Origin of the sequence: Longitalea arenae (assembly GCF_016924755.1) — a bacterium.
Lineage (GTDB): Bacteria > Bacteroidota > Bacteroidia > Chitinophagales > Chitinophagaceae > Niastella > Niastella arenae.
Genome location: NZ_JAFFJX010000001.1, coordinates 789873 through 813932, shown reverse-complemented (window position 1 = coordinate 813932; position 24060 = coordinate 789873). Strand labels below are relative to the sequence as shown.

The 24060-nt window shown below is 47.0% G+C and carries 23 protein-coding genes; 13 read left to right on the top strand and 10 right to left on the bottom strand.

The annotated features are described in order from the left end of the window. Window positions 1-32: 32 nt before the first annotated feature. Complete coding sequence (trmD, locus tag JT717_RS03550; protein ID WP_205508798.1) at window positions 33-716, top strand: tRNA (guanosine(37)-N1)-methyltransferase TrmD; 684 nt, start codon at window positions 33-35, stop codon at window positions 714-716. A gap of 385 nt (window positions 717-1101) precedes the next feature. Here trmD and JT717_RS03545 read toward each other — a convergent pair whose 3' ends face one another. Further along, a complete protein-coding gene (locus tag JT717_RS03545) occupies window positions 1102-3567 on the bottom strand; it encodes a TIM-barrel domain-containing protein (protein ID WP_205508797.1) in 2466 nt (821 codons plus the stop codon). Between the two features lie 165 nt (window positions 3568-3732). Further along, window positions 3733-4461 carry an outer membrane lipoprotein-sorting protein gene (locus JT717_RS03540; protein WP_205508796.1) on the bottom strand — a complete coding sequence of 243 codons (729 nt, stop codon included), beginning with the start codon at window positions 4459-4461 and terminating at the stop codon, window positions 3733-3735. Between the two features lie 167 nt (window positions 4462-4628). Here JT717_RS03540 and ade point away from each other — a divergent pair, with 167 nt between their 5' ends. After that, a complete protein-coding gene (gene ade / locus JT717_RS03535; protein ID WP_205508795.1) occupies window positions 4629-6281 on the top strand; it encodes an adenine deaminase in 1653 nt (550 codons plus the stop codon). On the opposite strand, the gene JT717_RS03530 is transcribed toward ade, so the two are convergent. The 5 genes from JT717_RS03530 to JT717_RS03510 are packed head-to-tail and all read right to left on the bottom strand — an operon-like array spanning window position 6223 to window position 10690. Next, window positions 6223-6942: a lycopene cyclase domain-containing protein gene (locus tag JT717_RS03530; protein WP_205508794.1), complete on the bottom strand. Its 720-nt coding sequence runs from the start codon at window positions 6940-6942 to the stop codon at window positions 6223-6225. The genes ade and JT717_RS03530 overlap by 59 nt on opposite strands. A 19-nt stretch (window positions 6943-6961) precedes the next feature. Further along, window positions 6962-7423 carry a sterol desaturase family protein gene (locus JT717_RS03525; RefSeq protein WP_205508793.1) on the bottom strand — a complete coding sequence of 154 codons (462 nt, stop codon included), beginning with the start codon at window positions 7421-7423 and terminating at the stop codon, window positions 6962-6964. A 20-nt stretch (window positions 7424-7443) separates the two neighbouring features. Beyond that, window positions 7444-8280, bottom strand: a complete 837-nt coding sequence (locus tag JT717_RS03520; protein ID WP_205508792.1) for a phytoene/squalene synthase family protein — start codon at window positions 8278-8280, stop codon at window positions 7444-7446. Next, window positions 8264-9757 (bottom strand): bifunctional phytoene desaturase/3,4-desaturase, encoded by a 1494-nt coding sequence (gene crtID / locus JT717_RS03515; RefSeq protein ID WP_240347794.1) that lies wholly within the window; start codon window positions 9755-9757, stop codon window positions 8264-8266. Before crtID ends, JT717_RS03520 begins: the two co-directional genes overlap by 17 nt. Before the next feature lie 36 nt (window positions 9758-9793). Continuing rightward, window positions 9794-10690 carry a MerR family transcriptional regulator gene (locus JT717_RS03510; RefSeq protein ID WP_205508791.1) on the bottom strand — a complete coding sequence of 299 codons (897 nt, stop codon included), beginning with the start codon at window positions 10688-10690 and terminating at the stop codon, window positions 9794-9796. Window positions 10691-10931: 241 nt separating this feature from the next. Here JT717_RS03510 and JT717_RS03505 point away from each other — a divergent pair, with 241 nt between their 5' ends. The 8 genes from JT717_RS03505 to JT717_RS03470 all read left to right on the top strand — a co-directional run bounded on the left by JT717_RS03505 (window position 10932) and on the right by JT717_RS03470 (window position 17226). Next, window positions 10932-11585, top strand: a complete 654-nt coding sequence (locus JT717_RS03505) for a Crp/Fnr family transcriptional regulator (protein WP_205508790.1) — start codon at window positions 10932-10934, stop codon at window positions 11583-11585. 403 nt (window positions 11586-11988) lie between these two features. Continuing rightward, window positions 11989-12897, top strand: coding sequence for a LiaF transmembrane domain-containing protein (locus JT717_RS03500; protein WP_205508789.1), 909 nt, complete (start codon window positions 11989-11991; stop codon window positions 12895-12897). A gap of 36 nt (window positions 12898-12933) precedes the next feature. Beyond that, a complete protein-coding gene (locus JT717_RS03495; protein ID WP_205508788.1) occupies window positions 12934-13293 on the top strand; it encodes a DUF4288 domain-containing protein in 360 nt (119 codons plus the stop codon). A gap of 78 nt (window positions 13294-13371) precedes the next feature. Beyond that, window positions 13372-14412, top strand: a complete 1041-nt coding sequence (locus JT717_RS03490) for a sensor histidine kinase (RefSeq protein WP_205508787.1) — start codon at window positions 13372-13374, stop codon at window positions 14410-14412. 52 nt (window positions 14413-14464) lie between these two features. After that, on the top strand, window positions 14465-15205 hold the full coding sequence (locus JT717_RS03485; RefSeq protein ID WP_205508786.1) for a LytR/AlgR family response regulator transcription factor: 741 nt from the start codon (window positions 14465-14467) through the stop codon (window positions 15203-15205). Between the two features lie 186 nt (window positions 15206-15391). Then, window positions 15392-15946: a hypothetical protein gene (locus JT717_RS03480; RefSeq protein WP_205508785.1), complete on the top strand. Its 555-nt coding sequence runs from the start codon at window positions 15392-15394 to the stop codon at window positions 15944-15946. Beyond that, window positions 15868-16527, top strand: coding sequence for a T9SS type A sorting domain-containing protein (locus JT717_RS03475; RefSeq protein WP_205508784.1), 660 nt, complete (start codon window positions 15868-15870; stop codon window positions 16525-16527). The genes JT717_RS03480 and JT717_RS03475 overlap by 79 nt, the downstream gene beginning before the upstream one ends. Before the next feature lie 297 nt (window positions 16528-16824). Continuing rightward, window positions 16825-17226, top strand: a complete 402-nt coding sequence (locus tag JT717_RS03470) for a hypothetical protein (protein ID WP_205508783.1) — start codon at window positions 16825-16827, stop codon at window positions 17224-17226. A gap of 258 nt (window positions 17227-17484) precedes the next feature. Here JT717_RS03470 and JT717_RS03465 read toward each other — a convergent pair whose 3' ends face one another. Next, window positions 17485-19215, bottom strand: coding sequence for a M28 family peptidase (locus JT717_RS03465; RefSeq protein ID WP_205508782.1), 1731 nt, complete (start codon window positions 19213-19215; stop codon window positions 17485-17487). On the opposite strand from JT717_RS03465, the gene JT717_RS03460 reads away from it, so the two are divergent. Next, on the top strand, window positions 19214-19552 hold the full coding sequence (locus tag JT717_RS03460; protein WP_205508781.1) for a hypothetical protein: 339 nt from the start codon (window positions 19214-19216) through the stop codon (window positions 19550-19552). The genes JT717_RS03465 and JT717_RS03460 overlap by 2 nt on opposite strands. 18 nt (window positions 19553-19570) lie before the next feature. Here the strand turns inward: JT717_RS03460 and JT717_RS03455 are convergent, their stop codons facing one another. Further along, on the bottom strand, window positions 19571-20680 hold the full coding sequence (locus JT717_RS03455; RefSeq protein ID WP_205508780.1) for an anhydro-N-acetylmuramic acid kinase: 1110 nt from the start codon (window positions 20678-20680) through the stop codon (window positions 19571-19573). A 97-nt stretch (window positions 20681-20777) separates the two neighbouring features. Between JT717_RS03455 and upp the strand changes: the two genes are divergently transcribed. Beyond that, on the top strand, window positions 20778-21428 hold the full coding sequence (upp, locus tag JT717_RS03450; protein ID WP_205508779.1) for a uracil phosphoribosyltransferase: 651 nt from the start codon (window positions 20778-20780) through the stop codon (window positions 21426-21428). A gap of 137 nt (window positions 21429-21565) precedes the next feature. Further along, entirely contained in the window at window positions 21566-22588 is a 1023-nt protein-coding gene (locus tag JT717_RS03445) for a PorP/SprF family type IX secretion system membrane protein (RefSeq protein WP_240347793.1), read from the top strand. 17 nt (window positions 22589-22605) lie between these two features. On the opposite strand, the gene JT717_RS03440 is transcribed toward JT717_RS03445, so the two are convergent. Beyond that, window positions 22606-24057, bottom strand: a complete 1452-nt coding sequence (locus JT717_RS03440; RefSeq protein ID WP_205508777.1) for an SLC13 family permease — start codon at window positions 24055-24057, stop codon at window positions 22606-22608. Window positions 24058-24060 lie beyond the last annotated feature (3 nt).

Here is a 24060-nt window from a genome sequence, read left to right as displayed (position 1 = left end):
AGATTATCACATTGCTCTTCTATCTTTGCACCATGCGTATTGATATCATCACCGTTCTGCCCGAACTGCTCGAAAGCCCATTTTCTCATTCAATCATGAAAAGAGCCCGCGACAAGGGTTTGCTGCAGGTAGAAGTGCACCATTTGCGGCAATGGGCCGTGAATGAATACGGACAGGTAGATGATTACCAGTACGGTGGTGGCGCCGGCATGGTCATGATGTGCGAACCCCTTGCCAATGCCATTGAATCGCTGTCGAAAGACCGGAAATACGATGAAATTATTTTTATGACGCCCGATGGAGAACGGTTCAATCAGTCGATAGCCAACCAATTGTCGCTGAAAGAAAATATCATCATCATTTGTGGCCACTACAAAGGTATTGATGAGCGCATTCGCGAACATTTTGTTACGCGTGAAATTTCCATCGGCGACTATGTATTAAGCGGCGGTGAACTGGCTGCAGCGATTGTTGTGGATGCCATTGGCCGCTTATTGCCCGGCGTTCTCAATGATGAGACCTCTGCCCTCATGGATTCTTTCCAGGATAACCTGTTAGCACCTCCCGTGTATACCCGCCCTGCCGATTTCAGGGGCTGGAAAGTACCTGACATTCTACTGAGCGGCGATCCCAAGAAAGTAGATGACTGGCGTTATGAACAATCCCTGCAACGCACCAGGGAACGGCGCCCCGACCTGCTCGATAAACATGAATAGCGTAGACTGTTAAATAGTTAACAACTTAAAAGCGATAACCCTGGCAAGTTAACGCCAGGCCCATGCCGGAATGTGAATAAATAACTTTTTCTCTACAGCTTGATAGTCAAAGCGGGTGGTGAATGAGTTAAATACGGTACGTATATCTCCTATACTGATAAATGCACTTTGGCACGCGGCATGCTTTTGTACAGGCGTAAATCCATCCCTTATGAAAAAGACGATCGTCTTTACACTCATTATGCAGTTGGTAATTTACCTGCTCATCTTTTTGATAGCATAGTTTACTATCCTGTTACTTGTTGCGGTTTGGTCTTTTGACCAAACCGCTTTTTTTAGCCCATCATTATTGAACAACCCATTAAACAGCAAACACTATCACTCATCAACGTAAAGTAAGCTCCACTTTCAGCGGCTTACCCGTAAACTCAACCGTTACAAATTCATTTGTCAACTGTTGGAACGGGTCCTGCTGTTTGCCCACAGCAGCTGCCGGTTTTCCATTTACCAGGGCACCAGCGCCTAAGCCAACCGGCAACTCTATATTGAACTTGCGTTTAAATTTCTTGCTGTATTGATTGGGATTATTGGTAGTAATATCAATGGTCACTTTATTACCGGCAGTGACGCCTTTGAAAGTCACCAGCTCATAATCGGCTTTCTCGAGCGTCCGGGTGCTGATGCCATCATCATCATACCACACATACGTTGATGCATTGGCAGAAGGATAATACCGGATCGTGATGTCTTTACTGTTATATGTTTCCGTTGACTTAACAGTATCCTTTGTGACCCAAAGGGGAAGAAAGCTGCCTTCTTTAACAAATACCGGGATCTGTTTTATATCAGCCGGCTGACTGATCATTTTACCGCCATCGGTAACCGAATTATTAAGCAGGCTGTACCATTTACCGGCCGGCAAATACAACATGCGCGAGTTTGCTCCCTGGCTGGTAACCGGTGCTACCAGTATATTATCGCCCCAGAAATACTGGTCATCTGCCCGCAAAGCGCTGCTGTCGGCAAAACTGTAATAATACAGCGGCCGCATCAATGGTTTGCCCAATACCGCCTGATCGTAACTCAGGGAATAATTATAAGGCAGTAACTGGTAACGGAGCTTAATATAATTACGTACAATGCTCTTATAGGGCTCATCCCAAAAACAGGGTTCTGAAGGAATGCTCTTGATGCTTTTATCAAGGTCTTCCAGTGCTGTACCATGCGGCCGGAACAAGGGCGTAAATGCAGCAAACTGTAACCAGCGCGTGTATAGTTCAGGGTCAGCCTGTTCCGCTGCAGCAAAACCACCGGCATCAGAATGCGTGTAGGGTAATCCGCTCAGGCTCATGCCCAGTAATACCAGCGGCTGCGCTTTCAGCCCCGACCAGCTGCGCGCCACATCACCGGTCCAGGGAAATACCCCATAGCGCTGGCTGCCGGCAAATCCTGACCGGTTCAATAAGAACAGGCGCTGATCGCTTACGTCAGCCGCATATTTTTCAAAGAACATTTTGCTGAAATAATGTCCATACACGTTATGCACTTCATCGGCACCCATAGGCCGGGCAACACCATAATCCTTCAGGTTGTGCATCATCCCGGACGGATGTTTTTCCGGTTCAGCCAGATCGAGCCACCAGCCACTCACGCCATTGCCTATTTGTTTCTTGTATTGTTTCCAGATCCAGTCCTGCGACTGCTTACGAAAAATATCAATGAGCCCACCGGTACCGAAATAAAGATCAGGGATCATCATGGCACTGCCATTAGCGCCGGTTGCCAGGAAAGGAACTGCCTCTGCATAGGTTTTTGTATTCTGTAAAATATATGGTTCGGTGATCAGGACCGATTTCAAATTATCCTTTGTTCTGAAGTCGGTGAGCATTTGTTTGGGGTTCGGCCATTTCTGGGTATTCACCCAATCGAAGTTACCGAGGGTGCCCTTTACAGCATCGCCAAACCAGAACAGGTCGAACACCAGCCCATCCATGGGAAAATGATCCTGTTTCATTTTAGCAACTACCTGCTTTACCTGTTCTTCACTGCGATAGCCAAAACGAGATACAAAATTCCCGAAGACCCAACGGGGTGGCAACGGCTGGCGGCCGGTGATGGCCGTGTAATTGTTCATTATCTCGTCGAGGCTCTTGCCAAATACAACATAATAAGTAAGTTCCCCGCTGGTGAAACCGGCTTCCAGTACATTCTTATCGGTTAACCCGATATCAACATATCCTTTGGAGGGATTATCAAAAAACAGCGCATAACCAGCTGAAGAAATGAAGAAGGGAACAGAGAAACTGAGGTTTTCGGCCCCTAGTCCATACCCATACACCGGGGTGTTGTATAAATTCACACGGTAACCCCGGCGGTTCATCGGTAATGCGCGTTCCCCACCGCCAAAGATCTGTTCGTTCTCAAAAAGCTGAAAGCGAAATCCCCGCGTATCGCCCTGGTTGAAATAAGCAGCTGATTTAACTTTCACTTCTTTACCGGTTTTGTAATAGAGCTTTTCGCGTTGTACAACAACACTGGTGAGGTTCTCAAATTCTACCGTTTGGGATATGGCGTTTGTTATTTTGGTAGTTACTGCAGCTGGTTTGGCAATAACAGCATCCGATACCTGTTCGGTTCTGTTATAGTCGGCCGGCTTGTAGGTGGTCTTGATGACCGTATTATTAAATCCCTGGAAGGTCCATGTACCTTCTTTTGCTTTGTAGACGACTTCTGTGGTCTTGCCCACAAACGGATCTTTGCCCACTGTATTAATGATCGCCTGTTGCGCAGACACCGTTCCGGTCACAACCAGTAAAATAACTATGCAGAAACTTCTTTTTATCATTTCCATATAACCCGATTAAAGCATCAAATTAAAGAAACAACGCTTACTTACAAACTTATTTGAGGCTTCCCTGGTTATCCCAAACATAAAAAAATGCCACCGACACCAGCATTGCAGTGCAAGGATGGCATCTGTGGCAACAATTAATAAAGTGCTAACAAAAAGTTAAAGCTATTGTTTCGGCATCTCGAACAGCTTCATATCAATTTCCTTATTCACCTCCACTTTCTTGCTGACAATATTCAGGGTAAAGCCCTGCGGCATCGACATCTCCATATTATAAGGTGTTACAAAGCCATAATCCGTTTTCTTGTAGTTGGAGAAAGTGAGGCTGGTCTCCATTTCGGCACCGTTCATATTGCTCTTTGAGGTGCTTTTTACGATATACCAGGTGGAAGGATCGATCCAGAATGTGCTTACAGTGGCGGTGTCCTTGCCTTTTGCAGTAAGTTTATATGCTTCCTTACCATTTACATTTTCTTTGCCTGCCAGCTCAACCGTATATCCTTTGGCGGCATAATTGAATAAAGGACCGCCGGGGTCCAGGTTTGCCTGGCTTATTTTCACCTGGTCGGCAGGCATTGCTACCGGGGTGGCCTGTCCCATCATCGGGTTCTGGGCCCAGCCGTCTTTATCGGTAACTACCTGAATGATCTTCTGGCCGCCGAAATTCACTTCATTCTTGAAGGCTTTGCCATTTACAAGCCAGGTAATACCCGGAGCCTGCTGACCCATAACTTCCATATCATATTCGGTGTACAGGGTCTTAATGCCAGCCACTTTGTCTTTACCACCCAGCGCTTCAATATGTTTATTGATGATTTCGTCGGCAGTTTGTGCTTGTACTGATACCATCGACAGCACACTGGCTGCCATCAATACTACTCGGAGGGATCTCATTTTTCTTCTATTTTGTTAGGTAAAATGGTTGATTAATTAATAGTCCTATTAAATGTAAGGCTTCCTGCTGAGGAACGCTTTAAAATTAGTGGAATAAGACCCGAAATTATTACAAACGGCTTCATATCTTTTTAAAATCGATAATTTCACTTTCTTAAACAAAAAGCATGCAATTCGTTGTAACCGGACAATTCGTAGACATATTGCAGAAAAAAATATACCCGGCTGCTGTATCGGTAGAGAATGGAAAGATCGCTTCGATAAGGTCCCTGGATAACAGGGACACATCGCTGCCATATATACTGCCCGGTTTTATCGACAGCCACGTGCATATTGAAAGTTCCATGCTGGTTCCGCGCCAGTTTGCCCGGCTGGCCGTAGTGCATGGTACCGTAGCCACGATCAGCGACCCGCATGAAATTGCCAATGTATGCGGCATGAAAGGGGTTGAATATATGATCGAAAATGGCAACAGCGTTCCGTTCAAATTCTTCTTTGGCGCCCCCAGTTGCGTACCCGCCACGGGGTTTGAAACAGCAGGCGCTGACCTCGATACCAGCGAAGTGACCGCATTATTACAAAAAGCGGAAATACCATATTTAAGTGAAATGATGAATTTCCCGGGCGTTTTGTATAAAGATCCGGTGGTGATGAAAAAAATAGCAGCTGCCCGCCTGGCCGGTAAACCCATTGATGGACATGCACCCGGATTACGCGGCGAGCAGGCGCGTGCGTATATTGAAGCCGGTGAGCAGGGGCAGGTGATCATCAGCACCGATCACGAATGTTTTACCGCGGAGGAAGCATTGGATAAACTGAAATACGGAATGAAGATCATCATCCGCGAAGGCAGCGCCGCCCGCAACTTTGATGCGTTGATCCCCCTATTGAATGATCACCCGCAAGAAATGATGTTTGGCAGTGATGATAAACACCCAGATAGCCTCGTAGCCGGTCACATCAATGAGCTCTGTGCCCGCGCCGTAGCCAAAGGCATTGATATTTTCAACGTGCTGCAGGCTGCCTGCGTAAACCCCGTTTTACATTATAAGCTCCCTGTAGGTTTACTGCGCACAGGTGATGCTGCCGATTTTATAGTGACCAGTGACCTGAAGCAGTTCCAGGTTCTGCAAACCTATATCAACGGACAGCTGGTGGCAGAGAACGGGATCTCCCGCATACCGTCGCAGGCATCAGGTCACATCAATAATTTTCATTGCCAGCGTAAAACGGTATCTGATTTCCAACTGCCCTGGAAAGGTGAAACCAATGTGCCGGTGATTGAAGCGCTGGATGGACAACTGATCACCAATAAACTGATGATGCCGCCTAAAACAAGTGATGGCTTAATGGTAAGTGATACTGGCAGGGATATGCTAAAAATTGCTGTAGTGAACCGCTACACCGATGCAGTGGTGGCATTGGCTTTTATAAAGAACACCGGGTTACAACAAGGCGCTATTGCCTCCTCGGTGGCGCATGACAGTCACAATATTGTAGCAGTAGGCGTAGACGATGAAAGTCTTTGCCAGGCAGTTAACCTGGTGATAGAACAAGAGGGCGGCGTAAGTTGCGTGGGTGGCGGAGCTTCGCAGGTATTGCCCTTACCCGTTGCCGGCCTCATGAGCGCTGAGGACGGATATGCCGTCGCAAGGTCCTATACCGACATTGACGCTATGGCCAAAGGGCTGGGCGCTACCCTTTCTTCGCCCTTTATGACATTATCGTTTATGGCGTTACTGGTGATCCCGCATCTTAAACTCAGCGACCTGGGCTTGTTTGATGGGGACGCATTTCAGCTGATGCAGCCCGCGCACTGAATACCCGTTTAAACTTTTCGTAGAAGAAGAGATTAAATAACATCAATTCCAGTGCATATACAAAATCCTCTACCGGAATGGTAAGCACCCGGATGCTTACGTTCTCGGCATTATTGTACCACACCACAGGCTGTTCGAGGCCGGTGCCTGTAAGTATTCCGTTGACCACTAAAAAAGGAATAAGCAATAATGGGTAAATGGTGAGAAATCCTGGCAGCCATTGTACTTTGAATACAAATTCCAAAGCCAGCAGGAGCAGTGATGTGCTGATAAACGCAGCTGCTGTATACGCTTTGTTGATGAACGCGAGGCCGCCGGCCAGTAACAGGCATGCAAGCACGATAACGAGGATCCGTTCTATTTTCGCCGGCCAGCGAATGGTATAGAATGTGTTGAAACAATGATAGGTGAACACGCAGGCAAAAGGGATACAAACAAAAAACAGTATTTCTTCGCCCGGCAGGTTAAACAGTTCATACCCCAGCGTATACTGTTCATTGAAGCCCCAAACCTTCCAGGCAGTAAATAATATATCCCAGGCAATAAAACAAACGGAAGCAATGAGATTGCCAGCAAAAAATGCCCGGAACTGTTTATCGAACCTGATAGCCGGATAAAATGAGAACAGGAACGGGACAATGGCAGAAAAAAAATTTATCATCAGGTAAGTAGCTTGCATATTATTGTCCCTGTACAGTCTTTTTAAAATATTTGAAAGGCACCCACAACATGCCAAAGCACTCCCCTTCTTCTTTATCCAAATGTTTATGATGCACTTTATGTGCCCGGCGTATGGCCCTGAAATATGCATTGTTGGTATTCCGGAATATTTTAAAGCGCTGATGAATAAAAACATCATGCACCAGGAAATATGCCAGGCCATAAAGTGTAATGCCCAATCCTACCCAGAATGCCCAGTTATAATTGTTTTGCATACCCCAGTATAAACCAGCGATGCCCGGTAAGGCAAAGATCAAAAAGAAGAAATCGTTATGCTCAAAAAAGCCCTCCGATTCCTTACGATGATGATCTTTATGCAAAAACCAGCCCAGCCCATGCATAATATACTTGTGCGTAAACCAGGCTACCATTTCCATACCTGCAAATGCAAACAATACGATCAGGATATTCACTACTACCATATTCACTTATTATTATGCTCTTAAATAATGTTCAACTGGTATTTCACATTCGATTTTACCATTAATACCAGTTTCTGATAATTGGGGATACGGATGCGTTCATGGAGGATCTTTTCAGCGGGTAACCGTTTAATTTTCTTGAATAGCACCCAATAGTAGTAATATGCAAGGTACACCCCTTTTTTGGAAGATGCCGGCAACATCTTTATGCCTTTCAATGCTTCTAAAAAATCCTCTTCTATTTCCCCTTCGATCTTCTCTTTATCGGCCTTTGAGAAATTACGCAGATTAACGGAGGGGAAATAGGTGCGGCCAAGCTGCAGGTTATCTGCCTGCACATCGCGCAGGAAATTTACCTTTTGAAAAGCTGCCCCTAATCTCATAGCGTAGGGACTTAGTTTCTCGTAAGACCCGGGATCGCCGTTGGTAAAAACATGCAGGCACATTAAACCTACCGCTTCAGCAGACCCCAGTATATATTTTTTATAGCTTTCTTCAGTATACGTTTGATAGTAGAGGTCCATCTCCATGCTGTCGAGAAAAATATCGATCCATTTTTTATCGATCCCATATTGATGTACTACCGCCTGGAATGCATTTAAAATAGGATTCAGCGATATGCCATCCTGCAAGGCCGTGTTGGCATCCTTTCTGAAAGCAGCCAACAGCTCTTTTTTGTTATAGCCATGAAAGCTGTCGACAATTTCATCGGCAAAGCGCACAAAACCATAAATAGCATAAATGGGATTTCGGATACGCCTGCCCAGAAAAAGAATGCCCAATGAAAAACTGGTGCTATAGGTTTTCGTCGTCAGCCTGCTGCATGTTATCGAAACCTTGTCAAACAAATATTTCATGCGTCTTTTTTGTTAGGTGTTTATCTAATAGACCTGCGGCTATTTTACCTGAAATAATGGAAGGTGGCACGCCCGGTCCGGGTACGGTCAACTGCCCGGCATAAAAAAGATTCTTCAACTGCTTGTTCCTGATCTTCGGTTTAAGAACAGCGGTTTGTGACAGGGTATTTGCCAACCCATAGGCATTGCCTTTATAAGCATTGTAATCGCTTATAAAATTCTTTATACAATAGCTTCGCCTGTATACAATATGATCGTGAATGGATTCGCCGGCAAATGCTTCGAGCCTGTTCATCATTATGGAATAATACTTCTCGCGGGTGTATTCATTGTCCTGCAATCCGGCGGCGACAGGCATTAGCAGGAAGAGGTTCTCATGCCCCGGCGGCGCTACGCTGTCATCTGTTTTTGATGGACAACAAACATAGAACAAAGGTTTGTCGGGCCATTGAGGGTCTTTGTAGATCTGGTCGGCATGATCATCCAGGCGTTCGTCAAAGAACAGGGTATGGTGTTTCAGGCGGGCCAGCTTTTTATCAATGCCCAGGTAAAAGATCAGGCAGGAAGGCGCCATTACTTTATTATTCCAGTACTTACCGTTATAATTCCTTTCGCCATCCGCCAACAGCTTTTCTTCTACATGATGATAATCAGCCGCTGCGATAAGTCCGTCACAAGGAAAATAGTTTCCATTCACCTGTAATCCGCTTACCCGGTTTGTTGTTGAAATGATCTTTTCAACATTTGTATTGAAATGGAAGGTCACACCATTTTGTTCGGCTATAAACTGCATAGCTTCGATCACCTTACCAAAGCCCCCCTGGGGGTACCAGGTTCCTAACTGCAAACCGGCATAGTTCATCAGGCTGTACAGGGCGGGCGTTTGCGCCGGTTTGGCGCCCAGGAACAAAACGGGGAATTCCATCAATGCGATCAGGCGCGGATCGGTAAAGAATTTTCTGACATGTTTACTAAAAGGAAGGAATACATCTACCTGCAGGCTTCTCCAGATCAGTTTCGCCGAGAGGTATTCGGTTATTGAGAGGGCCGGCTTATATACCAGCTGTTCCATACCAAAGCGGTATTTCTGTTCCCCTTCTGCCAGGAACCGGGCCAGGGCCCGTGCGCCGCCCGGTTGTATAGATTCAAACAGGTTATGAAGATCGTCACTGGTGCCGGGAATTACGATGGTTTCTTTTTTTTCGAATACGATCTCGAATGCAGGATCGAGCAGCTGCAGCTGGTACAGATCGCTTACGCGGTAGCCAAAGTCATTAAAGAACTTTTCAAATACAGCGGGCATCCAGTACCAACTGGGTCCCATATCGAATATAAAGCCGTTGGCTGTGCGTAACTGCCTGGCCCGGCCACCGGCTTCGGCATTTTTTTCAAAGACATGCACTTCGTGCCCGGCAGCCGATAAATAACAGGCAGCACTCAGCCCCGCAAAGCCTGCGCCTATGATACCAATTCGCATCAGGATCGTTTAAATTTTAGGCATTTTTTTTAAACACTACTTTTCCCAAACAGCCACGAGATCGTCCACTGCATGGAGCAGGGTACAATTCTTCGGCTTTTTAAGATCAGCAGCGCGCGCTACATCGCAGGCCGTATAAATATGAATGTGGTGAAACTGCTGGCTGATACGGGTCAGCAGTTCCTGGTCGATTTCCGGATCATTTTTCCTGACCAGGAAATACAAGAGATTGGATGGCTTTACCGCTTTCACAGCAGCTACAAGAGAATCGTACGGAAGATTAGGTCCCAGATAGAATACTTTTTTCCCCGCGAGCCGCAGGAGGTAATTCGCCAGCAGCAGGCCGAGTTCATGCCATTCATCCTCAGGCAGGAAAAGCAGCCAGGCGTCTTTGGCTGCGGTGGCGGCCGTCGGAACAGGCAGGGCATCGGTGGCGGCCAGGAACTTTTGACGAAACAGTCCGGTGATGAAGTGTTCCTGCGCCGGAGCGAGCATACTGGCCGACCACATCAGGCTAAGGCGGTCGAGTGAAGGATAAATAATATGTATGTAAGTATCCTTCAATCCATAACGCAGCAAAGCATTGGAAAACACCTTGTCAAAACGCAGCTCATTGTATTCCAGAGCAGCCGCGTTGATCTGCGCTATATAAAATTCAAATTCAGGATGAGCGGGTTGTGCAAAGGTAGCCTGCTTTTCTATTAACCGGTTCAACTTTTCGTCAGAAAGGGCGCACAGCTCCGATATTTTCATATCTGTATGCAAAAGGCTTACAATGTTCAACAGCCGTCTTAACTGATCTCCGCTGTAATACCGGGTGTTCCCTTCACTGCGGCCGGGCTTCAGCGCATTGTACCGTTGCTCCCAGATCCGGATCGTGTGCGCCTTGATGCCCGAGAACTGTTGCAGCTGAGAAATAGAGAACAGGTCCACTTGTTTAAATTTATTACAAATTATTTAAACAAACTTACATGGCCAAATTTTTATTTTTCAGCCTAACCAACTGGATTACAGTTTAAATGAAATGCCTCCCGCATGTCTCATATTATAATTCCTGATAAACTAAAAATCTTTATTATCTTTAATAGGCTATCCCTTTACCTATACTGCGCCTTACCTCTGAAGCCAAGAAGGTTTTTACCGTACACCAATTCAGAACCAAAAAACCTTAGAGATGACTACATCAACAGTAAACCCGTCGCATGAAGTAGAGCAATGGTTAACCAAAACTGCAATTCCCGAATCGCCATTTACTAATTTTGTAAAAACTATATACCCTGTTAGTCCGGAAGCGCAAGCTTTCATGAATCAAAGAGTGTCCCGCAGCCAGTTATCCAAAGGCGAATTGCTTGTTACCGCCGGCAGCACCTGCTCCAGCATTTATCTGATCAAAAAGGGGATTCTTCGCAGTTATGTGAAAGAAGGTTTGAAAGAGATCACTACCTGGATCTCCAGGGAACAAGAACTGGCTACCTGCATAACCAGTTTTGGCTTACAGCAACCCGCACGCGAGAATATCCAGGCCCTGGAAGATTGCGAACTCTTTGCATTGAACATCGAAGACCTGCAATACCTGTATGATCATTTTCCCGAAGCGAATATTGTAGGCCGCAAGATCCTCGAGAAATACTATCGCGATGCAGAAGAAAGAGCTTTCATTGCCCGCTTAATGGAAGCGACCAGCAAATACAAACATTTTATCGCCACTAAAAGCGACCTGCTGAACCGGGTGCCGTTGAAATTCATTGCCTCTTACCTCGGCATGACCCTGGAAACGCTCAGCCGCATCAGGAGCAAGTTATCCCGCAACATTAATGAAGTAATGTGACAATGTGATAATGTGATAATGTGATAATTCGATAATGGAATACAGCGGCGCCGGTACGGGCGACAGCGACCATTGTTCAGCCACTGGTGACCGGCGACCGGTAACTGGTAACCGGAAACCGGTAACCGGCAACTGGTAACCGGCAACCGGTAACTGGCAACCGGTAACTGCCCCTGAAACCTGAAACCTGTAACCTGGAACCGGCAACCGGTAACTGCCCCTGAAACCTGTAACCTGAAACCTGTAACCTGTAACCTGAAACCGGCAACCCGTAACCGGCAACCAGCAACCCGCCATTTTTACCGGTAAAAAATCCGCTTTTACCGACTTCTACCTCCCGTCTGGCGGCCGGCGCTTGTCTCCCTGTGCGCCGGGAAATAGCTTTGTGTAAAATTATTAATCGATGCGCGACAATACTCTCAGGGAACAGCGGAAAGCCTTCAGAAGAGCCCACCGGAAACAGTTCCTGAAAAGGCGGAAAAAAAGCGGTAGTGTGCTGGCCGGCCTGCTCTTACTGTGTATTGGCACCCTGCTTCTCCTGAGAGCATTGGGAGTGCCTTTTCCCACCTGGTTCTTTACCTGGCCCATGATCATCGTTGCCTTCGGTTTACTGGCCGGCGCCGGCAATGCCTTTCGTGACCCGGGCTGGGTGGTGATCTGCGGCGTAGGTTCGGTATTCTTACTGCAACAGATCTGGCCCAATACCAATATATACATGTTTATCTGGCCGGTGCTTATTATAGCCGTAGGCTTTATTATCATCCTGGCTCCCCGCCGTCACCGCCAGTGGCATGAACGCTGGGAAAAGTTCAGGGCTTTGAACGACAGCGAGAAAGAACAATACCTGCAGCAATGGGAACGGGGACGCCCAGCAGAGCCTGAACTGGAAGCATCTGCCGCAGAAGATATTACGCGAATGGAAAACCAGGAAACAACCATCACACCCGCTGTTGACCGGAAGAGAAGAAGTCCTGATAACTGGCTCGATGTAGTGACGATCTTCGGTAACGTTAAAAAAATGGTTTATTCGAAGAACTTCAAGGGCGGCGATATCGTATCCATCTTTGGCGGTGCAGAGATCAATCTGACCCATGCCGATTTCAACGGCTCGATCGTGATTGAAATGGTACAAATCTTTGGCGGCGCCAAACTGATCGTTCCCCCCCACTGGCAGATACGTTCCGAAACAATGGTTGCCGTATTTGGCGGCATAGAAGATAAACGCCCGCCCCAAACCAGCTATGACGAAGACAAAGTGATCGTGCTGAACGGCACTACTTTATTCGGCGGTATTGAAATAAAAAGCTATTGATACAAAAGTTTCACCCAACCATTAAAAAATAATTGTATGAACTGGTTTCTGGCTAAAATAGTGTACAGGATCGTTTGTGGCGAAGGTGACCACACGGCACAGTTTGACGAGCAGCTGCGACTGGTACAGGCTGCCGATGAGCAGGAAGCGTTTGCTAAAGCAAAAGCCATTGGAGAACAGGAGCAGGAAATGTTCCTGAACCAGCAACAAAAACTGGTCACCTGGCAGTTTATAAATGTTTGTGAGCTGTATAAAATATCAGCCCTGATCGATGGCGCCGAATTGTATTCGCGCATCCAGGAAACCGATAACGCCGGTACATACATAGAGCTGGTGCATAAAAAAGCCGCTCACATCCAATCGAACAATACGCACAAATATTTGCAGTTACTATAACGCGAAACGCAGCATCCGCCGAAGGCGATACATGCGCGAAACGCATAACGCAAGACAGCATACAAAAAAATATACACAGTGGCAGCATCTCCATTAGGTACTTTAAAAAATAAGCTCCTGTTTGCAGCAGCCTGGCTTGCCTGGTCGCTTATGCAGGTGAAGATCCTACATGACTGGGGATTTGCCTGGTATGTATCTGCCATGGACAGCCTGGTGAGTAATGTATTGCTGGCATCGGTAACCATCATTGTTATTAATAACCTCCGGTATTACCGGCCCAAGAGAGGAAAGTATATTTATGTGATCATTGTTTGCGCTGCCAAAGCAGGGATCTGGAGCGCTATCGTGAAATATGCCATGATCAACATTTATCCCAATGAGACCGAATACCTGCAATTCCTCGACAAATTCATGCCCATCCGGTTCGATATTGCTTTATTGATCACCCTCTGTATGGCCCTGGTCAGTGAACTGTATTATACACTGGATGAACAAAAAGACAGTGAACACCGGAAAACAGACGCGGAGAAACTGGCGCGGGAAGCAGAATTGTATAAGTTACGCCAGCAATTACAACCGCATTTTCTATTCAACAGCCTGAACTCGATCAGCGCCTTAATAACCATTCAACCGGCGCAGGCGCGTAAAATGATACAACAGCTCTCTGAATTTTTGCGAGGCACATTAAAGAAAGAAGATCACCAGTGGATAAGCCTGGATGACGAATTACAACATTTGCAGTTATACCTCGACATCGAGAAAGTGCGTTTCGGCCACCGCCTGAACACGGCGGTATATAGTGATGAAAGCACCCGCAAACTGCAATTGCCGAGCATGCTTTTGCAACCATTGGTCGAAAATGCCATTAAGTTCGGCCTCTATGATACCACCGAACCGGTAACCATAACAATAAGCGCCAGGCGGGAGAACAATTACCTGGTTGTTTCCATTGAAAATCCCTTCGACCCGGAAACATCATCGCCCAAACTGGGAACCGGATTCGGGCTGCGTTCCGTACAGCGGCGTTTATACCTGCTGTTTGCCCGCAACGATCTGCTGAGCACAAACCATATCGATAACCAGTTTACCACTGTTATAAAAATTCCGCAGGCAGTGTAGCTGATCACGAACTTTGTATTGAATAACTGAATTCTTATAAAAAAGACCCGAGATGAAAAAAGCCATTATTGTAGATGATGAGCCCCTTGCCCGGATGGTTGTAAAGGAATACCTGCAACAACATACTTCCATCAGCGTAGTACAGGAATGCAATGATGGCTTCGAAGGCATCAAAGCCATTATGCAGCACCAACCCGATGTGATCTTCCTCGATATACAAATGCCGAAGATCAATGGGTTCGAAATGCTGGAACTGGTAGAACAACCGCCGGCCGTGATCTTTACCACTGCCTTTGATGAGTATGCCATTAAAGCCTTTGAAAGCCATGCGGTAGATTACCTGCTGAAGCCCTTCAGCCAGGAACGTTTTGATAAGGCCATTGAACGGTTACAGGAACGGGATGCAGCCAGTTCAACCGGCAATACCCGTGAACTGCTGGAAACAGCCGCCCAGGGGCCCCAGCAAAGCCAGCGGATCGTTGTTAAGACCGGCAATAAGATAAAGATCATTCCCATCGACGATGTACATTACCTGGAAGCAGCAGACGATTATGTTAAGATCCACACCAAAGAAGGCGCCTTTCTCAAGAACAAGACCATGGGGCATTTTGAAAAGGTATTGAATACCCAACAGTTTGTACGCACCCACCGCTCTTATATAGTGAACGTTCAGCTGGTTACGCGGATCGACCCCTATGAAAAAGAAAATTTTCTGGCGCAACTAAAGACCGGGGCACAGGTGCCGGTTAGCAAAACCGGTTATGCGAAATTGAAAAGCGTGCTGGGCATTTAAAACACATATGTATTTTCTACTCATATAATAATTAACACTTAGAAATAAATACACATATCACTTAATAGGTGCTTTTTTGATAAGCAATAGTGGTTCTCCTGTATGCATCCGGTGTTTTTATATATGCCTGGTGAAGCTGGACCGGATGTGCGTGCAGGCATTCAATTATCATTAACCCTATTAATCATGTATCCATTAACCGTACCCAGCGGCAACAAGATTGCCATGCTAACGCTTTGTGCTCTTTTCATCAATGTTTTTACGCAAGCCCAATGTACTGCTTCAGGCCCTAATAGTCCGGGCGCCTCTGCAAGCACCTCATTTCCCGGAAGCGACTATTCATTCAGCAATCCTTCGAACATTCTAACGAATGACAACAACCGCTCTACCGCTTCGTCGATCCTTAGCCTGCTGAGCGGACAAACAGATTACCTGCAAGCCACCAATTTCGGATTTTCCATTCCCACGGCAGCGGCTATTTGCGGCATCGAAGTACATGTAGAAAAAAGTGCAACCAACCTGCTGCTCAATCTTACCAGTGTAACAGATCATAGTGTGCGCATTATCAAGAACGGATCGATTACCGGTACCAATATGGCGCAAAATACCATATGGTCCGAGGATCTTGATGCTATTTCAACTTATGGCAATACGAATGCCCTATGGGCACCACCTGGACACCCGCAGATATTAACAGCACCAACTTTGGCGTGGCCATTTCTGCAGAAATACTTGGCATAGTGGGCTTACTGCCCGCTGCGCGGATCGATCATATCAGCATCACCGTTTATTACCTCGACCCTTCCATACTGCCGGCCCGGACAATTCAGCTCCTGGTAACGAATGGATCAAACCAATCGGCCAAACTATCCTGGAAAGCAAATGCTATCGAAGGAACTACGTCGGTAGCCGTTGAACGATCGGCCAATGAAAGAACATGGGAACTCGTACCGGGTGTAACGCAAATGAACAAGGTTACTGCTTTATATAACTTCATAGATGCACATCCTTTAGCCGGCAAGTCATTCTACCGGTTAAAAATGACAACAGCATCGGGGGATATACGTTATACTACAACCCTTTCTTTTGAGCAGCGGACCCCTACAACCATCCAGTGTTATCCAAATCCATTTACAAATGTTATACAGGTAACCGGTATGATGGCCGGTGAACTGGTAACCATTACAGATCTGTATGGAAACTGCTTATATCGCTCAGCACCTGCCATGAACAACTCTTTAAAGATTGATGTATCTCATTTACAACCTGGTATGTATGTTATAGGCAGTGGTAACCGGAAAATAAAGATGCAGAAAAAATAAGTATTACAACACGTGAATAACGGTTGGACATCATGACCTGATCATCTCAAAACCCGCTCCCACAGCGGGTTTTAACTTTCCAATGGGGCCTTACCCATCCTAAAAAAGGCCTTTAGTTGATTTCCGTGCTGGTGAAACCTGATGTATGTTTGCATTACGAAACGCAACGAACACACCAAAAGGGTGTACAACTCGTAAAACTACGTTGCCCACATCTTGAAATTCTACGTTTTGCCTGCCTCCGCGATTGTCCCATACAACCAACGTAATAAAGCAATACATATAAACATTACAACTATGAAAGCAGTTAATTATGCAATCGCCCTTATCACATTAATCACTTTAACCGTAGGTTCTTCAACGGTAACACTGGCTAACGACGGAGGTAAAAAACAACATAATACAGAATTAAGATTCATCGGAAACATGGAAAACCAGCCCGTATTTGAGCTGAACCTGACCAATACTGAAGATGATGAGTTCACTGTAACTTTCCGCGATGAATCAGGTAATGTGCTGTATACCGATAAATTCAAAGGCGCCAACATCACTAAAAAGTTCATGTTGAAAACGGAAGAATTCGGTGATACTGCCCTGAACGTATCTGTTAAATCTAAAAAGAACAATACTACTGAAGTATATACTATCAACAGAAGCCATACTTATGTTGAAGAAACAGTAGTAAACAAACTGAAATAAAGAACAGCGTCCAGTCATTCAACTATCAATAGTAATTTAGAAAAGAGCATTCCGGTTTTCCGGGGTGCTTTTTTTGTGAATGGCAGTTCACAGTTCAAAGTTCACAGTTTGCAGTTGGCAGTTAGCGAAACCTTTTTTTCCACTGCTTTTATCCATCTTACACCACTTATTCACTCAATAACTCAACAACTGAACAACTCAACAACCTAATAACTCCGGTAAACATTATCCGTTATATCAACTCTATCAACTCATCCGCTACAGCCTCGAAATATAAGACGCGGTATGCTCCTTAACCAATTGCTGTCCTTTTTCAATGGCATGCAAAACCCGCCAACCTGGGTCTCCGGCCGGAATGTCTATCGCCGTAGCCAGGGCTTTCAGATACCAGTCGCCCCACACTTCCAGGATATGCTGCTCTTTGGTTTTATCACCACCTGCTTCAACCGCTTTTTTACTGAGGTGAAATTCGGTTTGCAGGCGTTCTAAGGCGTTGCGCGTAAGGTCTTTGATCAGGGCCGCTGCGGTCTTGTCGTTAGCCGTCGTAAGCAGGTAAGCAGTAGCCAGCGCGCTTTTGGCAACATGTTTCATTTCAACCGGCGATACCATGTCGAGGCGGTCGGCATCGGTATGATAGAATACATCGGTAAAATGCCACATGAGTAAACCGGGGATTTTTGCGGCCAGAAAAGGGGTATGATCACTGCCACCCTCAAACGGATTGGTTTTTACCACCCAGCCGGTGCCCGCTGCCTCAAATAAACACCTGTTCAACAGCAGGTCGTTAAAATAATGCGGGAACATCTCCGATTCCTTCATCGGGCTGCCGCCCCATTCGCTGTGCTTTTCATTGCCACGGGTCCAGATAGCCGAAGGATCGGGCATTTTTTCAATCAGGAAACTGCCGCCGGTCTTTTGAATGTCTTCGCCTACCATATCCAGGCTCAACCCCCACTTTATACCAGTGGCCCTGATGGAATCGTCCTCGATATAACGGCGCGTGGAAACGATCTCATCGCCCCACAAAAAAGTAAGGGTGCGTTCGGGTTTTAGTTTGCGTTTCTGCACCAATGCAGCTGTGGTACGGGCCATTTCAGCCAGCGCCCCTACACCTGACGCATTATCATTGGCGCCCGGCTCCTGCACATGTGCGCTGAATACAAAGCGTTCGTCGGGACGGCTCCGGCCACGCACATTGGCTACCAGGGTCAATTCTTCTGAAGCATATATCCGGGTTTTCACCACCACTTTTACCGTAACAGGCCCTTTTGCCAGCGCCGCTTTCAGCTTTTCCTTGGCCGCATAGGATAACAAAATGCCCCATTTCTGATTGATGGAATCTGTATAACCGATGCCCTGGAATTGAATGGAGTGGGTGTATTTTGCCGGTTGGTTATAAGCCGGCATGGAATAGGCCAGCGCTCCCAGCGCCCCGTTTTTGATGGCATTATTATATACACTGCCAATACCGGTTTCTGCCATTACAATTTTGCCCTTCACCGCTGCGCCTTCCAGCTCTTTGGCAGCACCATTGCCGGCATACACCAGTTCGGCGGTTACGCCTTCCGCCGGTGTAGATGCCGAATACATGGCGATCATATTGCGATTGGTCTTGAACTGCAGCAGCGGTTCTTTTTCGCCCACGATATACAAACTGGCGTCAATGGGTTCCCAGGTCAGGCGCTTCATGGGTCTTTTCTCAATGCGATAGGTAAGCGTTCCCGTTGCTTCGCCGCTGGTCTCTTTTTTAAATCCCGCCTGTTGCAGTATTTTTTCTACATGGTAAATACTTTCATTGAAACCACTATTGCCGGCCAGGCGCCAGCGCTGTTCAACAAACCATACAGTGTTGTAGGCTTGTTGCTCATCGAAAGTCTTCTGCAGAATTTTAAAGTATTTTTTTTCAAGGGCAGCAGGCTGCGCCCAGGCGGAGCTGCTCGTCAATAGCAGCAGGAGAAGTTTAAAGGATAAAGTAAGGTTCCTGGTCATGATAAGGTTTTTGATCGATGAAAACATCGGTAAGCTAATATACTTCTTTGTTACCAGTTACCGGTTACCGGTTGCCGGGTACCAGTTACCGGTTGCCGGTTACCGGTTACCAGGTACCAGTTGCCGGTTGCCGGATACCAGTTACCGGTTGCCGGTTACCGGTTGCCGGGTACCAGTTACCGGTTGCCGGTTACCAGTTGCCGGTTACCGGTTGCTGGTTACCAGGCTTTACATTCAGCTGAAGCCAGTCATCGTTTCCGATGCTTACATCAATAAATTATCGAATTATCACATTATCGAATTATCACATTATCACATTAGCACATCAGCACATTAGCAAATCAGCACATTGTTCTCACGCCTCCTGCCCTATCCAAACCGCACCGCCAATGCTGCTGCGGGAAGCGCCGGTAACCGAAGCCAGCACATTATACTCTTCGCGCCAGCGCAGAACGCCTATCAGCGCCATAATAAGGGCCTCTTTAAAATCGATCAGTATTTTATGCGTCATCTCCACTTCCACGCCGGCAGGCTGTAATACGGCCTGTAAACGTTCCATCAAAAAACCATTGTGGGCGCCGCCGCCGGTAGCCAGCAGTTTCAAACCGGCAGAACCATTGACCGGGGGCATTTTCTCAAGTATCTCCAAAACAGGTTTGCTGATCTGGTAGGCAATATGTTCAACCATGGTGCGCATCGCATCGCGGGTGGATACGCCGCTGCTTTTTATCAATGGATACAAGACATCGGTGCCAAAATCATTGGCCAGCGATTTGGGATAAGGCATACTGTAATACTCCTGGTCGTTCAGCATGGTGAACAACCCTTCCTGTAATTTTCCGGAAGCGGCAATTTGTCCGCCTTCGTCGAAAGCTTTGCCCGCATCGTGCGCCAGCATGTTCATGACCCGGTTGGCCGGACAAACATCAAATGCGATATATTTTTCGGGGTGGTTGTAGGAAATATTGGCAATTCCGCCCAGGTTGAGGAAAAACGCATAATCACCCAGCAGTAATTTCTCGCCGATGGGCACAATGGGAGCGCCCTGGCCGCCAAGGGCAATATCCATGGCCCGCAGATCGCTTACCACATTTATACCGGTAACCGCCGCTATAGCGGCGCCATCGCCCAATTGCCCGGTCATTTTTTTGGCCGGGGCATGAAAGGTGGTATGCCCGTGCGAAGCGATCAGCTGCACCTGGTATTGCAGGTTGTGGTGGTTTATGAAGGCATTCACCTGTTCCCCGATATAATGCCCGTATTCGGTGTGCAAAAGATGATAATCCAATGCGTTAAGGTGAATAGCACCTTTCAGCTTTTTCACCCATTCTTCGGAATAGGGGTAGCAATCAGCCGCCTTTATTTCATACTGCCATTTACCTGCACTTTCGTGAAATTCAACGAAAGCGATATCCAATCCGTCGAGTGAACTGCCGCTCATTATGCCAATTGCCCGATATATCATAGCGTTTGGTAGATTTCTGTTATTAAAAAAGAATATTTGGAATAGATTTGCCCGTCAAATTTCAGCTATCGCCACCCAAAATCCAAAACTCTTATAAATGGTTATTAACCTCAGCAATGAATGTTCACTGGTTTGTGAGTGGATCAGTGAGATCCGGGATGTTCAGATCCAGCAGGACCGCATGCGGTTCAGGCGTAATCTGGAACGGATCGGTGAAATAGCCGCTTATGAGATCAGCCGCCGCCTTCCTTATATTGAGAAAGAAGTACAAACACCCCTGGGCATCTCCCAATGTAAAGTGCTGCGCGAACAGCCGGTACTGGCCACCATTTTGCGGGCGGGCTTACCCCTGCACCAGGGTTTGCTGAATTATTTTGACAAAGCCGACAATGCATTCATATCCGCCTACCGCAAGCACCAGCTCGATGGCAGCTTCGAGATCAGCCTGGATTATGTTTCCTGTCCCGAGCTCGAAAACCGGGTGGTGATCATTTCAGATCCCATGCTTGCCACCGGTTCTTCCCTGGTAAAAACCATTCAATACCTGCGCGATGAAGGGCACCCGAGTGAAATTCATGTGGTGGTGGCCATTGCCTGCACCGTGGGCATTGAATATGTACAGCGCAGTGAACCCAATGTAAAGATCTGGTGCGGCGCCATCGATGAGGAGCTTACCGCCAAGGGATATATCGTTCCGGGGCTGGGTGATGCCGGCGATCTCGCTTTCGGTACCAAAGTGCAGATGTGATAGGGGTTTATACTTTAGAGAATTCTTTTTTTGTGCAGGCACATCCCGTGCGAAAAATTAATGGTTGATTGTGCTCATATTAATTGAGACATGTCGTTTTTTTTCGTATTTTGTTATAAGACTCGAAACCTATGCGGATGAGGAAATTTTATATAGCCATCTTAGCTTGCACCCTGCTGAAGACAGCTGCAGCACAAGACCCCAATTTTTCACAGTTCTTCGTTTCTCCCCTTACACTGAACCCTGCTTTGACCGGTAAATTCAATGGCGATTTCCGCATAGCCGGCAATTACCGCGATCAATGGCCCGCAATCAGTAAGGCATTTGTTACTTCCACAGCATCTTTCGACGCACCCATTTTGCGCAGCCGCATCTCCGAGCTCGATACCTGGGGTGTTGGTGTGCTGGCAATGACAGATAAAACAGCTAACGGTATCCTATCCACTAATTTGTTATCCATCTCCACCTCTTACCACAAAGGCATCGATGAAGATGGACTGAATTCAATAGGCGTCGGCTTCCAGGGAACCTATAATACCAAAAGGCTTGATGGAACCAAACTGCATTTCGAAGATGAACTGGATCAGTTCGGGGGCTGGACGAACCCCAGCGGGGAATCTGTAAACGACCGCCAGATCAACCTCAGTTATTTTGATGTTTCCGTAGGCGCCCTCTTCAATGGTTCCACCGACGGCTATAACAACTATTACCTCGGTGTTGCCGGTTATCACCTCAATAAGCCAAAAGAATCCTTCACCGGTGATATCTTTTATACGTTAAATCCCCGTTTGACCGTGCACGCTGGCGGCGCAATACCCGTAGCGAACAATACGCGCACCGTATACGTAAGTTCATTGTTCAGCCGGCAGGCAGGCGCTACCAATATTGTAGCGGGCGGTGCTGTTGGTTTCAATATGAATGACGATGAAGAAAACCCCACCAATTTCTATGCAGGTGTATGGACCCGTTTCAATAACGTTAACGACGCTCTCATTCCTTACCTGGGTCTCGAATTCGGCGGTTTCCGGCTGGGAGCTTCCTACGATGTCAATATCTCGAGCCTGAAAGCAGCTTCACAAAGCCGTGGCGGTATCGAGATCTCGCTCATCTTTATTAAACGTCCGCCGGGCAGTAAAGGCATACCCTGCCCGCATTTTTAACCGTAACGCGTAAATAACTACAAATTCATCAAGAACGGCACGAGGTACCAGCAAAACAAGGTGATCAGAATGACCGCGATCACATTCATTACAAATCCTGCTTTTACCATCTGGTTGAATTTAATATGACCGCTGGCAAATACGATGGCATTGGGCGGCGTACCCATGGGCATCATACTCGCACAACTGGCGCCCAGGCACATAGGTAATCCCAGCAGGATCGGATTAATTTGCATGGCATCGGCAATACCGCCGATCACCGGGGAGAATACGATCACCTGCGCAATATTGCTCATTACTTCGCTCACGAATAAGGATACCAACGCAATTACGAACACCAGCATCAGTCCGCCACTGCCCGAAAACCCGGCGATCCATTGCCCCAGTTGTTTTATCAGCCCTGCCTTTTCAAGGGCCCCGGCCAGCGCAATGCCACCGCCAAATAACAACAAGATGCCCCAGGCCATTTTAGATGTATCGGCCCATTCGAGGATCTTTCGCCTGCTGCCTTCTTTGCTGCCATCACCGGCAGGGCAGATGAATAAAGCAAGGGCGCCCGCCATTGCGATCATAGTATCATCGAGTTTAACTACGTTGAGCCGGTTGATCAGGTCTTTGGTGATCCATAACAGGGCCGTGGAAACGAAAATGGTCAGTACTCTTTTTTCAGAAGCCGTCAGCGGGCCAAGTTGCTGCAGTTCATATTTTATAAGCTCCTTTGTGGCGCCGTCGCTGCCCAGGCGGCTGGGGTATAACCATTTTGTCATTAAAAAATACAGCGAGAATAACAGTAACAGGGAAAGCGGGGTACAGATCAGCATCCAGTCGGCAAACTGTACCGCATAATTGTATTTTTCTTTAATGAAACTTACAAAGGCAACATTGGGCGGTGTGCCTACAATGGTTGCTATGCCACCGAAATTACTGGCGTAGGCAATGGCCAGCATAATACATATGGCCAGGTTATCGAGCCGGGCATTGCCTTTATGATTTTCTTTAATGACAGCGATCACCGAGGCGGCAATGGGATACATCATCATGGTTGTAGCGGTATTGCTCAACCACATACTCAATAAACCCGTGGCCAGAATAAAGCCCAGCACAATGCGGTTGCCGCTGGTACCGGTAATGTTCACAATCGTGAGGGCAATGCGTTTGTGCAGGTTCCATTTTTCAATGGCCAGGCCGATCATAAATCCACCCATGAACAGAAAGATATTCGAGTCGGCATAACCCGCCGACACTTCTTTAATGGGCATGATATTCAATAATGGAAATAATACGAGGGGGATCAGCGCCACCACCGGCATGGGCAGGGCTTCCGACACCCACCAGGTGATCATTAAAACAGCAACAGCCAGCACCCTGGCCGCTTTGGTATCGAAATGAAAAGGATTTACAAAAAACAGGATCAGGAATAAGATCAGGCCGGCCCCCAGGGCCAATTGGTTGCGCAGTTGTTTGGTCATTGG